We start from the raw sequence: 14,805 nt of genomic DNA on the forward strand, positions 1-14,805 counted from the left end.
ACCGGAGAACCCTCCATGCTGAAAATCGTCGCAACGGTGCTGGGCCTGCTGCTGGGCGCTTATATCCTCATCGCTCTGGTCATCCTGCTGATCGGCGAACGCCGGCCGTATCCGCGGGCCTCTACAACGCGGTTCATCCGGGCGGCCGGCTGGAAGCGAGTGCTCGATCCCCGCTCCTTCCTGCACGGCTACATTTATTTCCGCTGGCTGAAACAGTATGTCGCTCTGGGGCTGAACCTGTCCCGGCGGGTTCCCGTGCTGGGGCCGCTGATCGTCGACCGCCTGATCCGGCCGGCCTATCATGCCAAGACCGTTACCGTCGACCAGGCGGCCGCCATCGTCACCATTGACCGGTCCATTCCTCTCCAGGACCTGGGCGAACAGATCATTCCCTATCCCACGGCCAGGGACTTTGTCATCGGCCCGGCCACTGATTTCGCGGTCATGGCGTGCGCCTGCCGGGCCACCCGGGAAAACCCCTGTCAGCCGACCCAGGTGTGCATTATCACCGGCCAGCCGTTTGTCGATTTCGTTCTCGAACACAGCCCCCGCCTGAGCCGGCGGATCACCCGGGAAGAAGCCCTGCAAATCATCAGGGAGGAACATGACCGGGGCCACGTGCAGTCGGTCTGGTTCAAGGACGCGACCCTGGGCCGGATCTGGGCCATCTGCAACTGCTGCAAATGCTGCTGCGCCGGCATGGAGTTCATGAACCATTTTGGAATAAAGTTCATGTGCTCTTCGGGGTTTATCCCGGAAACGGATTACGACCTCTGCAATGCCTGCTTTAAATGCGTGGCCCGATGTCCCTTCAACGCCATGGAGAAAGATGAGGGCCGGCCCCGTCTTGTCTGGGACAAGTGTATGGGCTGCGGCGTGTGCGTGGATGCCTGCCCCCAGTCCGCCCTGCGACTTGTCCGGGATGAGAAAAAAGGGGTGCCCCTGGATGTAAGGATGATGGGGGAAGCGCCTTCGGTTTTATGAGAATCTTTTCTTATATGGCTTCAGGACCGGCGGAAACACTTTTGAGCAGCGCCAGGAAATCCGTGAATCGCCGGGTCTGCAGCACCCGGTCCAGCATGACCGGGTCGCGGAAGATGCGGGCGATTTTGGCGGCCAGTTCCAACTGGGCGCCGGGGTCATCGGCCGGCGTTAGCAGCAGGAAGATCAGGTGCGCCGGCCGGCCGTCGGGGGCGTCAAAATCGATGCCGGCGTCTGAAAAGCCCACCACCGCCAGCGGTTTCTTCAGACCTTCCAACCGGGCATGAGGGATGGCCACGCCGTTGCCGATGCCCGTTCCCGTGATTGATTCTCGCTCCCATACGGCGGCTTCTACTGTTTTCGGATCCAGGCCGATCGCTCGGCAGGCAGCGGCCGTCAATTCACCTATGGCCGTTCGCCGCGAATCGGCCTGGAGTTGCCGCAGAAAGAGCTTTGCGGAAAGGAGGCCGGTCAACCGTCGTTTTTTTGTCGGCTGGAGAACATATCGCATCATCGGACCGCTCATCATGGAGGTGACGATGGCCATGATGATCAGGGCCACAAACAACCGTTGCCGGATAATACCTGCCTCCAGGGCCAGTATGCCCAGGATAATTTCCATGGCGCCGCGGGAATTCATGGCAAACCCCACGGCCCAGGATTCGCGGGGTGTCATCCCCCCCCACCGGGCGCCCAGGGTGCCGCCGATGATTTTGCAGGCGCAGGCGACCATCAGCACGGTGGCTATCAGGGAAGCGTCGAAATGCTCAAGAAAATTTACTTTCAGGCCGATACTGGCAAAAAATACGGGCGCGAAGATAAAGGAAACAAAATGTTCGATGGTGACCCGGGTGTGTTCGCGCAGGTGGGAAGAATCCCCGATGGCGATACCGATGAGGAACGAGCCGAAAATGGCGTGGATGCCGATCCATTCGGTCAGGGCGGCGCCCAGCAGGGCCAGGGTCAGGGCGAAGCCCATGACGCCGCCGGGCCATACGGTGTAAGCCTGCAGAAAAGGCAGCGCCCGGTGGATCAGCCAGCGGCCGATAGTCAGCACCACGCCGGCAAACAGGAGCGTCAGGGATATGGTCATCAGTATCCGGCCCTCATAACCGGGAACGGGATTGATCATCCCCAGGACAACGGCAAACGCCAGCCAGCCGATCAGGTCGTTGAAAATGGCGGCGCTGACGATGACGATCCCCAGGTCGCTGCGATACAGGTTCATATCCATCAGGGTTTTGGCGATGACCGGCAGGGCGGAAATGGCGAAGGCGGTGGCCAGGAACAGGGCAAAAACCAGCGGCGGCGCTTCCGACTGGCGACCCAGGGACTGCGGATTGAGCCAGGCAAGGGCAAGGGCAAAAAGGAAGGGAATCACCATGCTGGTGACGCCCACCTTGAACCCCGCCCGGCCCTGGGCCCAGACCGTGGAAAGGTCGACTTCCATGCCGGCCACCAGCATGAACAGGACAATGGCCAGGGTGGCGACGGTTTCCAGGGCAATGGCGTTCGGACCGCCGGCGGGGAAGAGAAAGGCGCTGATCCCCGGCGCCAGCGCCCCCAGGACCGTCGGCCCCAGCAGGACACCCGCCAGCAGTTCCCCCAGCACCGCCGGCTGGCGCAGTTTCTGGGCCAGTTCTCCCAGCAGTCGCGCGGCGCCGAGGAGAATCCCCAGGGAAAGAAACAAAACAATGATTTCCTGAGGGGTCAGATGGCCCATGGCGTCTTACCCTTCCGCTGGTAACATGTAAAAAGCGGCTTTAAAGGCTGATGACCTTGTCGGCCAGCTGCATGGCGGTGACGATGTCAAGCATATTGGTGGTTTCGCCCACCTGTTTTCTGTCCAGAAGACTGAAATGATCCAGACAGGTGCCGCAGACCATGATTTTCAAGCCCGCGGATTCGTAAGCTTTCAGGTCATCGAGAACGGCCGATCCGTCAACGGTCAGCTTGACGCCGTTGTTGACGAACACCACTCGCCACAGGTCGTCGCCCATCTCTTTTAATGTGCGGATGAAGTTGACCATCAGTTTCTGTCCCAGGGTGTCGTCGCCGAATCCCAGGCGGTCGGTGGCGCACAGGACCATGATTTTTCCGTGCTCCCGGTGCTTTTCCGGAGAAAGCGCGGCCACCGTGGCGGAAGGGCGGGTGCCGGTGATCCGATAGTCTTCCCCCTGCTGGGCCGAGTTCGTGGTAAAACCCTGGGACCCCAGAAACCGCAGCACATTTTCCCGGGCGGCCGGGTTGTCGACCACAACCGTTACGCCGGTGAGCGGTTCGGCTTCCAGAACAGCCTTTGTTTTTAAAACCGGGGCCGGGCAGGACAGGCCGCGGGCATCTATTTCTTTCATGGTACTTCCTTTCTTAAAAACAGGCCAAACAGCACAAGGCTTTCACATTGTCATTCCAGCGGAGGCTGAAGCGCAACAAACAAAAAAATCATCCGAAGCCCCTGTTGACTGAAAGATTGGCTACGGACCGATAACATAAACGGAAAAAACCGGATGGTAAGACGACTAAAACAGCATATCAGGAAAAAAGGCCGTGGTAAAGGGGCTGCGGTTACAGCCCCCGCATGGCGTCGGGCCGGAGGGCGCTCATGTCGCGGGCGGCCAGCACGGCATTGACGGTGTCCAGCATCGCGGCCTTGTCTTTCTGGAGTCTGCCGCTGACGGGCAGGTAGTTGGAGGCGTGGGCGCCGATGAAGGTCAGGCCGTCGATGAAGATGTTTTCAAACATCACCTTCATTTCCTCCAGGGTTTGGAAAGGGTCGGGCAGGATAAACTCTCCGGACTCGACTTTTCTGAACAGGGCCGTGCGCGGCACCGGGGTATAAGTCAGGGCCGCCAGGTAACGGGGCCTCATCCGGTTGGTGATTTCCGCGGTCAGGGCGGCGTGTTGTTTCGCCTTTTCTCCGGTTCCGGCGATTCCCAGCAGCACCATGGACGAGAGGTTGAAGCCCGTTTCCACCAGGCGCCTGCCCGCTTCCAGCATCTGCGCGGCGTTTACCCCTTTATTGACGGCCTTCAGCACCTCGTCATCGCCGGACTCCACCCCCAGGTAGGCCTTGGTCAGGCCGGCCTGCCGCAGGCGCTCCAGGTCGGCCGCGCTTTTGGCCAGGGTGCTCTGGGGGCCCACATAGGTGCCCACATGACGCAGGGAGGGAAATGTTCCGTAAAGCGCCTGTAAAATATTTAGAAGCGCCTCCGTGTCCATGCACACCGCGTCCCCGTCGCACAGAAAGACTTTTTCCACGTCCCCGTAATGCTCCCGGGCCATGCGGATGTCCTCCCTTATCTCATCCAGGGACCGGATCCGGAACCCGCGGTCCTTGTACATGCCGCAAAAGGCACAACCGTTGTGCGAGCACCCGATGGTGCACTGCAGCAGATAGCTGTCGGCCTCGGAAAAGGGCCGGTAAATCTGTCCTTCGTAACGCATGGCTTTCTCCTGAACGAAACATCATCAAGATAGTTGTTTTTAGCATTTAAAACAAATTTTTTTGGGGAGAAAACAATTTAACCGGTTCCTCGTGCTGGCGGCGTAATCTTGACTCTGGTTTGAAGGCCTCATATTATTAGGGGTAAATGATGGGTCTATCCAATATGCCAGAAAAGCCATTGTTTCTGATATGTGTCTTACTCTTTGCCTTCCTGCCCCTTCCTTCCGGGAGCGAGTTCTATGAATACGTCGATGAAAACGGTGTGAAAACCTATACGGACAGCCAGGGAGGCATCCCCCAGTCCCGCGAGGATGGCGTTCAGGTCCACAAGGAGCCTTACGACGATCTCCCGGAAGAAGAGCGGCAGCGCATGATCGAGGCGGAAGCGGCCAGGCTGGAGGAAATCAGGCGCCGGCAGTCGGAAGAACGGGAAAAGTACCAGCAGGAGAAACGCCTCCGGGACCTGGAAAAAGAAGAGGCCGGGAAAAAACAGGCCATAGAAAAACGAATAACTTCCGTTGCCATCACCGGTGACAACCAGATCCTGGTCCCCGTGACCCTGGGGTATCTGGGCAAAACCGTTCAGGCCAATCTGCTGCTGGACACCGGCGCCAATGTGACCACCATTCACGACAATATTGCGGAGCAACTGGGCATCATCGGCGGCCGGCGCGGCAGTATGGTTGTCGCCGGCGGGGATAAGATCAAGACCCGGCATCTTCCCATCGATTTTATCACGGTGGGATCCAAAACCATTCCCAAGCCCTGGATTACCGTTCTAACGTACACCGGCAAGGAGGCGCCATTCGACGGTTTGCTGGGCCTGGATTTTCTCCGCCAATTCAAATACATCATTGATTTTGAAAAAAGCGTGATCATCTGGGCTGAATAGCCCGGATCGACGGCAACCCGCATCATGGCCACGGAACCCCGGCCATTGAGAAAATTTTCTCGTTCTGCTCTTTGGGGATGAGTTCATTCTTCATCTGTTCGGTCAGGGCCTTGATGCCATACCACTGCCCAGAGGAGACAACCACCGTTTCAAAGGTGCCGTCGTCCCGCATTACCGCGCCGCAGCCCGAGGCCCAGAAGAACAGGCGTTTGTCGATATGGCCCTTGACCTGTTCTCCGCGGCCGAAAAACACTACTTTTTCATGGACGCCGATTTTCCTGAGCACGGTATATTGAAGACGCACGGACACCCCGCCGTGGCCATAGGCCATAAAACCGCCCCAGCCCATGGTTTCATCCAGGACGGCGAACAGGGGCAGGGGATGCAGGCAGCCGTTGCGGCTGAAGAGATGAATTGTTTTCTCGTCTTCAGAATTAAATCCGGCAAAGGCGCAGGCAATGCCGTCCCGCGGGGTTTGCCAGAGATGGAACTGTCTTTTCAGGCCCGGCATGGACCGCTCGACCCCGCACACAAAACAGTTCCGGTAATAGGGGATATGCGCCAGGTTTCCCGACAGCTGAGAAAAGTTGTCCGGGACATAGTCGCGCTGGTATTCATCGGTTCCCAGGTTGTCCCTTCCGAATTCAATTTCGCCGGTGATATAGGGCATCTTTGCCCCCGGCGCGCTGATGCGGCCGGAGATGCCGGTCGCGGTCGGAACCGCCTCCACCCGTACCGTGTCGCCGACCTTTACCTCGCTGCCTCCCATGCGGAAACGGCAATGGACCGGGTACCTCAAGTCGTTTTGCCCGGTACAATGGTCAAAAAACGTCGCCAGTTCGACAATCGCGCCCATGCCGATGCCGCCGTGGGGCAGACCGACCCAGCCCTCTTTGCCGGCGTCCATGGCCATGGGCACTGATATTTTTCCGTCGCCTGGTAAAATGTCGGCATCGTTAAACAGAAACGCGCGCACAAAATCGTTCGGCACCATCCGCAACTCCTTAGCCCGGATATTTCATGAAATTTTTCGACATGGATAAATCTCTATATAAAAGACAAGCCGTTAGAGCAAAATTTAGATGTTTTTGAAAATACAAACTGTCATGAGCCGATTGATGAATATTACGCCAATTTTATGTCGAAAATTTTCATGAAATATCCGGGCTAGGCTTTTGTCATCCCCCCGTCATGACCAGGATGGCAGATGTTTTTATTGATTTCACATTTTCTTGACAAAATTACAATAGAATTGTAAAAGTTTTGTAAAACCTCTTTCGGATACCGGTCTCAACGACACCGTAAGTTGACCTTATTCCTGTACAACTGACTGATAATAAAAAAGTTATTTTATATTTTAGGATGCCCTTGGGGGGAGGGTGCTGATGATTGTTAAAAAACACGTTTTAGGTATTGATATCGGGTCCGTTAGCGCCGGGCTGGTCGTTATTTCTCCGGAAAAACATATCATTCAAAGCGGTTATCGCTTTCACAACGGCAATATCGCCGACACCCTCCGGCAAATGCTGGCGCCGGTCGATCTGCCGGCCATCGGCGCGGTGGCCGCTACCTCATCCACCCCGCCGGTCATTAACGCCCGGTTCCGGTATGATGACCAGGTGGCCCTGATTGCCGCGGCCCGGGAGCGCCACCCCGAAGCCGGGGCCATACTGTCCGTGGGCGGTGAAAAATTCGGGCTGATTCTCTTTGATGAAAACGGTCATTATCGCAAGTATCTTTCCAACACTTCCTGCGCCGCCGGAACCGGCAGCTTCCTGGACCAGCAGGCCGGGCGCCTTAACCTGGCCGGCATCGAGGACCTCTGCGCCCGCGCCCTGGGCAACACCGGCGGCATTCCCCGCATCGCCAGCCGCTGCGCCGTGTTCGCCAAAACCGACCTGATCCACGCCCAGCAGGAGGGCTACTCCCTGGAAAGCATCTGCGACGGCCTGTGCCACGGCCTGGCCCGCAACATCGTCGACACGTTATTTACCAATGAACACCCGCGCCCGCCCATGGTGCTCTGCGGCGGGGTATCGCACAACCGGCCGGTGGCCGGGCATATCGGCACCCTCACCGGCGTGGACATTATCGCGGACCAGTGGTCCCATCTGTACGGGGCTTACGGCGCGGCCCTGCATTGCCTTGCCGGGATAAAGGCCGCTTCCGATTCTGTCCGCCTCCTTCATCCGGACGACATTATTTCCAGCTCCGCCGTCGAGCGCTCTTATGCCTACCGTCCCCTGGAGTTGACCCTTTCCCAATACCCGGATTTTGAATCCCACGAACAATATGTCTTTTCCCCGGAAAGGGACGGGGCACCGGGCACGGTTGAGGTCGACGTCTATGCTCCGGCGTCCGCCGCAACCACCTGGACGCCTTTTCTCGGGGTCGACATCGGGTCCACCAGCACCAAGGCGGTGTTAATGGGCGAGGCCGGCGATGTCCTGGCCGGTTTTTATACCCGCACGGCCGGTCGTCCGGTGGACGCCATCCAGTCCGTTCTAGCCGCCGTTGAAGACCTCGGCCGCCGCAAGGGCGTCACCATCGCCGTCCGCGGGGCCGGGACCACCGGATCCGGCCGCAAGTTCGTGGGCCGCGTCCTGGGCGCCGACCTGATCCTGGATGAAATCACCGCCCACGCCCGGGCGGCGGTGGCGCTTAACCCGGCCGTGGACACCATCATTGAAATCGGGGGACAGGATGCCAAGTTCACCACCTTAAAAGACGGACGGGTGACTTTCTCGGCCATGAACACCGTGTGCGCCGCCGGCACCGGCAGCTTTATCGAGGAGCAGGCCCGCCGGCTCCAGTGCCCTCTGGACGAATTCCCCGCGCGCACGAAAGGGTGCCGGTCGCCCATGACCAGCGACCGATGCACGGTTTTCATGGAGCGGGACATCAACCATTTTTTAAGCGTCGGGTACGCCAGGGAGGAGATGCTGGCCGCCAGCCTGCATGCCGTCCGGGAAAACTACCTGGCCAAAGTGGCCACCCCGAGCCAGATCGGGAGCACCGTCCTGTTCCAGGGGGCCACGGCCAAAAACCGGGCCCTGGTGGCGGCCTTTGAGCAGGGGCTCAATCAGCCTATCCATGTATCCCGCTACTGCCACCTGACCGGCGCCCTGGGCACCGCCCTCACCCTGGCCGAAACCGCCCGCGAACAGGATGGATTTGTTTCTCAATTCCGGGGTATTGAGCTTTACCGGGCGCAGATTCCCATCCGCAATGAGATCTGCGACCTGTGCGCCAATCACTGCAAGATCACCGTGGCCGTCGTGGGCACCGAGACGGTGGCTTACGGATTTTTGTGCGGCCGCGATTACGAAACCCGCCGCTTCGTCGGCAACAATACTTCCGGGTTCGACCTCATGTCCGCCCGCCGGGACATCCTCAAGCCGCCGCCGTCGGACGCGCCGTCCCGGAGCGTCACCATCGGCCTCCCGGCCGCCCTGCAACTGGTGGACGATCTGTCGTTCTGGACCCATTTTTTCGCGCAGCTGGGCATCCGCACCATTGTCAGTGACCGTTTTGCCGAAGGGGTGAAAACCGGTAAACGGCTGACCGGCGCCGAATTCTGCGCGCCGGTGGCCGCCCTGCACGGTCATGTGCGCCATCTGCTGGACCGGGCCGATTACGTCTTCGTGCCGACCTATTTTGAGAACCGCGACAAGGAGAAACACACCCGCCGCCAGTACTGCTATTATACCCAGTACGCGCCGGCCCTGGTGGCCGACCTGGAGCCGTCCCGCGTCCTGACGCCCCTGGTCAACTACCTGTACAGCCATTTCCACACCAAGCGGGAGCTTTACCGGATGCTCAAATCCGTCTGCGCGGAACCGGTGGGTTTCATGGAAGTCAATACGGCCTACGAAAACGCCCTGGCCCTTCGCGGCGCCGGGCGTGACCGGCTGCGGGACAGCTACCGCCGGCACCGGCAGGATTCCTCCGGCGATATCCGGGTGGTGCTGCTCGGCCGGCCCTATACGGTCCTGAGCCGGGAAATGAACAAGCACATCCCCGATATATTTTCAGCCCTCGGCATTAAGGTTTTTTATCAGGATATGCTCGATCCCGCCACGGCGGATCTTGAAACCGTAAAGCCCCTGCTGGATGAAATCCACTGGGAACACGCCGCTGAAATACTCAAATCCGCCGTGGTCGCGGCCCAGACCGAATCCCTTTATCCGGTTCTGCTGACTTCGTTCATGTGCACGCCGGATTCCTTTGTCATGGACTACTTCCGCCGCGTCATGGACCTGCACGGCAAGCCCTATCTCATTCTCCAGATCGACGAGCACGGCTCCAGCGTGGGTTACGAAACCCGCATCGAGGCGGCCGTCCGGGCCTTCCGCAACCACAACAGCAGCGTCGTGCCCCCGGTTCCCCGGGCATCCTGCCGCTGCCTGCAGCCCGCCCACGCCAGCCGGCTCGAGGGCAAAACCGTCCTCATGCCCAACTGGGACGACATCACCTGTCGCCTCCTGGTCGCCGCCATGCAGCGGGACGGTTATGACGCCCGTCTGCTGGAAGAGACCGAGTCCTCCGTCCGCAAAAGCCTGCGGCACAATACCGGCCAGTGCATTCCCTTGAACATCATCGCCCAGGAGTTCGCCGATTATGTCGGCCACCACCACCTCGAACCGGACCGGACGGTGCTGTGGATGGCCGGCGGCGAAATCGCCTGCAACCTCAAGCTCTACCCTTACCACATCAAGCGGCTGGTCAACGACTTCGGCAACGGCCTGGAAAAGGCGGAGGTGTATAGCGGCGACATCACCTTAAGCGACATCTCCCCGAAGATGTCGCTGTACGCCTACTTTGCTTTCATGTTCGGCGGGATGCTGCGGAAAATGGCCTGCCGCCTGCGGCCTTATGAACGCGAGGCCGGCGCCACGGACCGGGCCCTGGCCGAAAGCGTCCGGATCGGCGTCGACGCTTTCCTGGGCCGCCGGGACTGGGAAGAGGCGGCCGCGGCCGCTACCGCGCTTTTCGAGGCGGTGGACATCAGTGAAGAACCCCGCCGTCCCCAGGTGGCCATCTTCGGCGACCTGTATGTCCGCGACAACCGCTTTATCAACCAGAACCTGATCCGCTTTATCGAGCAGAACGGCGGGGAGGTCATCACCACGCCTTACAGCACTTACGCGCGGATGATCGCCGGGCCCTATTTCCGCAAATGGTTCCGGGAGGGGAAATACTGGCACACCTTTTCCTCCAGGGCGCTGATGTCGTCGGTCCAGTGGATGGAGAGAAGGTACTACCGTCATTTTGAACGGGTGTTGCGGGAACCGGAGCACGCCTTCAGGGACGACCCCGGCAAGATCCTGGCCGGCTATCATCTGGGGATCGAGCACACCGGCGAATCCATGGACAACATCCTCAAGGTTCACTACATCCGGAAACATTTTCCGGATGTGGCCCTGTTCGTCCAGACCAATCCGGCCTTCTGCTGCCCCTCCATCGTGACCCAGGCCATGTCGCGAAAGATCGAAGAGAACACCGGCGTGCCCGTGGTTTCCATCACCTACGACGGCACCGGCAGCTTCAAGAATTCAAAAATTATTCCCTACCTGGCCTATCCGCGGAAAACGGGGCAGCCGTGGGACCGGAGAATAGTGTCGGTCAGATAGCGGATCAAAAAAAGACGTCCCATTATGCCCGCGCCGCCCACACATCATACAGTTCCCGCAGGGCCTGCCGGATATCCCCCTGATGACGGCGATAAAGATCGACAATGGCCGGCTCCGAGATTGTTTCCGCCTTGCCGGTGAGTTGCCGCACCAGATCATGCAAAAGGGCCGGGGAGGTCCGGGTATGGACCAGGGGCGGCAGAAGGGATTTGCCGTGAGTCGTCACCACGATGGCGCCGGCCGCTCGGATTCTAAAATAGAGCCCAAACCAGGACGGACGGGAAAGTTGTTCCGTCCCGTCGATCAAAAAAGCGGTGTTCGCGGCGTCCCGACCGGAAAGCGGCTTTGGCCAGGGGGTGTAAACCGGCCGGTTCTCCTTTTTCAAATACAGGTAGCAACAGCAAAAACCGGTCTGCTCAAGCCGGCGGCCGATGGTTTCCAGCAGGGTGGTTTTGCCGCTTCCGCAGGGACCGATGATGGCTCCGCGATAGCGCTGCGCGGCCAGCCGTTCCATGACGGCGTTTAAGGAAAGGGCCGTGAACTGATAGGGCAGTGATTCGATGTGGCGGCTGGCAAAAGGATTGACGCGGGATTTCATGGGGCCTCTTCCGGAACGGTTGCGGTAAGGTCGATTTCCTGCCCGAAGGGGGACACGACGATTTCCTTGACGGCCGTTTGATCCGACCCTTCCGCCGACAGTTCCAGCGCCCAGGTCAGGGACACCAGTTGCCCGGAAAAGCTATACGGGCTCAGGGGAAGGGCCAGGCTAAACGGCCGGGCGCCGGTTGCCGGCGGGTGGTCGAAAACAACTTCAGAAACCATGCCGACGTCTTCGGTCCCTTTGCCCCGGGTGAACCAGAACAGCCGGAGAAAGATTTTCCCGGGCGGGGAATCCGCCTGCCAGGCGGCTTTTCCTTCAACCGTCTCGCCCGGCGCAAAAACATCCCGGTCGTCCTTTATGCTGAGGGACAGCCCATCCATATTATGACGCCTCGCTTTCCAGGGGATAGACGGTGATCTCAAAATCCTCTTTTATGTCCGGCCAGCGGGGCACCTCACACTGCAGGCGGATTTTCCATACAATGGCGTTGTTGTCGCTCTTAAAGGAGTGCATGGTCGGGGACGGAATCCGCAGACTCGTCTGGCCACGGCGAAGGGTTTCCGGGTCCGCGGATGCCGCCAGGACTTTTTCATAAAAGGGTTGCCGGTCCGTGCAGGTGTCTGTGCCCCGGCGGTAGGTGGCGGTTTCCTCACCGATCAGCAGGAGCTTGAACTCACGGATATTGTAGACGTTTCCGGAGGTGTTCCAGTCCACGTCCGTCGCGTCCCCCGGCCGGAGAACATGGGTCTCCAGGCTGATCGTCGGCCTGGGGTTGAACGCGGCCAGGATAAAGTAGAAGATGCCGCCGATCAATACCAGCCCGACCAGGACAAAAGGGATTAAAAACAGCATGAGAAAATAATCCGGGTTCCCGGTCCGCCAGCCGGCATAGGCCTGGTAAACAAAGACCGAAACGATCCCGTTCCAGAAAGCCGCCACCGCCATGCTGACGATGATTTTCCCGGCAGCCGATGATTGCGGCTTCAGGATCATCCGGCCGCTGCCGACATCAACCCGGGCAGGCAACCTTCGTGATGTGCCGGCCGAACCAATCGCTCCGGCGGCGTTACCCGTTCTCAGGGCATAAATGAATCCGCCCAGGCCCACGATCATGAAGATCAGCGGGATCAGGGCCATCAACGCTTCCGGCCCCATCGTCCGTATTAGTACCGCCTCGGCCGGATCGTCCGGGTTGACGTAGCAGATGGCTTGCCGGCCGGGCGGGTACTGGTCGACCACCGCGGCCTTGCCGGCATATCCGCTGGAGGAACCGCCGATGAACCTGTACTTTCCCGAGCGGAAAGGCTGGCCATTGAAATTATACTCATAGACGATATCCACGCTGTAGGTGGTGCCGTCATCACTGTCATGGCTTTTGACCCGGCTGGACTGGACGACGCAGGGCGTTTCAACCCAATTGTCCGCGTTCAGATATTTTGTTAATGCCGGAAACACCAGGAAGTATCCGAAGGCCGACCCGGCTACCAGGAAGATCAGGAAAAATCCGGCCAGGAAAAACCTGCCGTATTTCGACCGGGAGGCTTTGGCCGAAAGGGAATAGGCTTTCGTTTTCCCGGCGCCAGCGGTCCAGGCCCCGTAAATAACCGCACCGCCGATAACGACAAAAATCATGGGGAACAGCACCAGCAGCCCCGTCCAGAGGCTGCCCCGGGCCAGAACCGCTTCGGCCGGATTGTCCGGATTCACGAAGCAGAAGGCGTCCGCGCCCGGCGCATATCGCCTGGCCAGGGCGTCGGCTTTGGAGACATCATCATGAGTACTGCTGAAGAAGCCGGACTTGAACTGTCGGCTATGGTAGTCGGCGCCTTTGACCCGATAGGCATATTCAACCTCGAAGGCATACCCGTCGCTGACCGTGGTCACCCGGCCGGAAATAATGGCGCAGGGCGTTTTCTCCCAGGACAGGATCTTGAAGTCGGTCATGGTCTGCCGCACGATAAAACTTGCGAACAGAAGCCCCATGCCCATGAAAACAAGGCCGAACAGCGTGGCGAATAATTTCCCCGGCCGGGTCGATGATGACGTTATCCCTTTATTTCTGAACCGGACCATATCATGACCTTTATCCCTCCTATACTCCTAGCCGCGCCTTGAGTTCCTCGTTTTCTTTTTTTAACCTGATGATGTCCGCACTGGTTTTTTTCAACCGCTCCGTAACCACCTCCGCCAGCACGCGGTAAAGGATGCAGCAGAACGCCAGTTTGTCGTGTTCGGAAAAATTGTTGATCAGGGAAGAATCCACCGCCAGGCAGGTGGTCTCGCCGACGGCGGTGGCCGATGCCGAACGATGCGAATCGGTCAACATGCTCATCTCGCCGAATACATCCCCCTTGCGTTTCAAGGTCGCGAGGTCCTCGCCGTCCTTCATCACCCGGACTTCGCCCGAAAGGAGAAAATAAAGCAAGGGGCTGACGTCACCTTCCCTGATGATCGTTTCCCCGTCATCATACTGGCAGATCTTGCTCTGCTTGAGGATGTTTCCCAGGGCTTTGCTCTTGAACTCCTTCATCAAAGGGATGGTAAGGAGTTTTTCCACATTCTGCATGGTGTCTTTTAAATACTTGGATTCCTTCATGCCGTCTCCCTTGAACGATTTAGGCGATTGATCCGTGCTGGAATTGGATTGCCTTAAGTTTGAAGATGCTATCAGATTATGGAACAAAAATCACGGAATACGGTGGACACGACCGCCGGATTATTGACACCCCCGCTCCTTCTTGCTATAAATTCGACGCCTTGAAAAATTCATTCTCAGGCGGCTTACCCTTTTTGATAAGGATGAAAACAATAGGGGCATTTATTTAACGCGGGTGTAAATGATGATGAATGACCGTGATTACCAGTCGCTTTTTACCGAAGCGGCCCTGGAAAAGATTTTTCCTCAAGAAAAGGCCGATCAATTTTTCGAGGCGCTATACGGTGATTCAGATGAAGGCGCCTATGATATCGGCCTGGCCTTTGCCGGCCATACCGGCAATCAGTTGAATTTCGAATTTCACCTGCGCCAGCGACCGGGGAAATGCCTGGCCTGCAACCTGACCTATGGGTTGCCGAATGTGCTGAGCCGGCATCCGGTGATTGATGTCAAGGGCCTGGTCAATGAGATCAACTCCCTGCTGGACGGACGGGCGTCCTGCCGGAACTGGAAAATCGGCCGGACCCGGGAAGTGTCCCGAATACTCCACGTAGTTCCCTTTGTTATCGAGTTGGAAACCCGGTGACATCGGATTTC

The 14,805-nt window shown here is 58.6% G+C and carries 12 protein-coding genes; 4 read left to right on the plus strand and 8 right to left on the minus strand.

Features of this window, described 5'->3' with window-relative positions; genetic code table 11:
• Positions 1-15 precede the first annotated feature (15 nt).
• Positions 16-984 (plus strand): 4Fe-4S binding protein, encoded by a 969-nt coding sequence (locus tag AB1724_02330; GenBank protein ID MEW6076630.1) that lies wholly within the window; start codon positions 16-18, stop codon positions 982-984.
• Between the two features lie 10 nt (positions 985-994).
• Here AB1724_02330 and AB1724_02335 read toward each other — a convergent pair whose 3' ends face one another.
• From AB1724_02335 to AB1724_02345, 3 genes are all read right to left on the minus strand, one after another.
• Positions 995-2,704, minus strand: a complete 1,710-nt coding sequence (locus AB1724_02335) for a cation:proton antiporter (protein ID MEW6076631.1) — start codon at positions 2,702-2,704, stop codon at positions 995-997.
• Positions 2,705-2,744: 40 nt separating this feature from the next.
• Positions 2,745-3,335, minus strand: a complete 591-nt coding sequence (yedF, locus tag AB1724_02340; protein ID MEW6076632.1) for a sulfurtransferase-like selenium metabolism protein YedF — start codon at positions 3,333-3,335, stop codon at positions 2,745-2,747.
• A 211-nt stretch (positions 3,336-3,546) separates the two neighbouring features.
• Complete coding sequence (locus tag AB1724_02345) at positions 3,547-4,425, minus strand: radical SAM protein (protein MEW6076633.1); 879 nt, start codon at positions 4,423-4,425, stop codon at positions 3,547-3,549.
• Between the two features lie 179 nt (positions 4,426-4,604).
• Here AB1724_02345 and AB1724_02350 point away from each other — a divergent pair, with 179 nt between their 5' ends.
• Positions 4,605-5,318 carry an aspartyl protease family protein gene (locus AB1724_02350; GenBank protein ID MEW6076634.1) on the plus strand — a complete coding sequence of 238 codons (714 nt, stop codon included), beginning with the start codon at positions 4,605-4,607 and terminating at the stop codon, positions 5,316-5,318.
• 22 nt (positions 5,319-5,340) lie between these two features.
• Here AB1724_02350 and AB1724_02355 read toward each other — a convergent pair whose 3' ends face one another.
• On the minus strand, positions 5,341-6,312 hold the full coding sequence (locus AB1724_02355) for a hypothetical protein (GenBank protein MEW6076635.1): 972 nt from the start codon (positions 6,310-6,312) through the stop codon (positions 5,341-5,343).
• A 391-nt stretch (positions 6,313-6,703) separates the two neighbouring features.
• Here AB1724_02355 and AB1724_02360 point away from each other — a divergent pair, with 391 nt between their 5' ends.
• Positions 6,704-10,951, plus strand: coding sequence for an acyl-CoA dehydratase activase (locus AB1724_02360; protein MEW6076636.1), 4,248 nt, complete (start codon positions 6,704-6,706; stop codon positions 10,949-10,951).
• Positions 10,952-10,973: 22 nt separating this feature from the next.
• On the opposite strand, the gene AB1724_02365 is transcribed toward AB1724_02360, so the two are convergent.
• The 4 genes from AB1724_02365 to AB1724_02380 are packed head-to-tail and all read right to left on the minus strand — an operon-like array spanning position 10,974 to position 14,148.
• Entirely contained in the window at positions 10,974-11,549 is a 576-nt protein-coding gene (locus AB1724_02365; protein ID MEW6076637.1) for a hypothetical protein, read from the minus strand.
• Positions 11,546-11,932 (minus strand): hypothetical protein, encoded by a 387-nt coding sequence (locus AB1724_02370; protein MEW6076638.1) that lies wholly within the window; start codon positions 11,930-11,932, stop codon positions 11,546-11,548. The genes AB1724_02365 and AB1724_02370 overlap by 4 nt, the downstream gene beginning before the upstream one ends.
• Before the next feature lies 1 nt (position 11,933).
• Positions 11,934-13,625 carry a DUF3592 domain-containing protein gene (locus AB1724_02375; protein ID MEW6076639.1) on the minus strand — a complete coding sequence of 564 codons (1,692 nt, stop codon included), beginning with the start codon at positions 13,623-13,625 and terminating at the stop codon, positions 11,934-11,936.
• 19 nt (positions 13,626-13,644) lie between these two features.
• Positions 13,645-14,148, minus strand: coding sequence for a cyclic nucleotide-binding domain-containing protein (locus AB1724_02380; GenBank protein MEW6076640.1), 504 nt, complete (start codon positions 14,146-14,148; stop codon positions 13,645-13,647).
• Positions 14,149-14,389: 241 nt separating this feature from the next.
• Here AB1724_02380 and AB1724_02385 point away from each other — a divergent pair, with 241 nt between their 5' ends.
• A complete protein-coding gene (locus tag AB1724_02385; protein MEW6076641.1) occupies positions 14,390-14,794 on the plus strand; it encodes a pancreas/duodenum homeobox protein 1 in 405 nt (134 codons plus the stop codon).
• Positions 14,795-14,805 lie beyond the last annotated feature (11 nt).

The sequence above is a fragment of the Thermodesulfobacteriota bacterium genome (genome assembly GCA_040753795.1).
Taxonomy (GTDB): domain Bacteria; phylum Desulfobacterota; class Desulfobacteria; order Desulfobacterales; family Desulfosudaceae; genus JBFMDX01.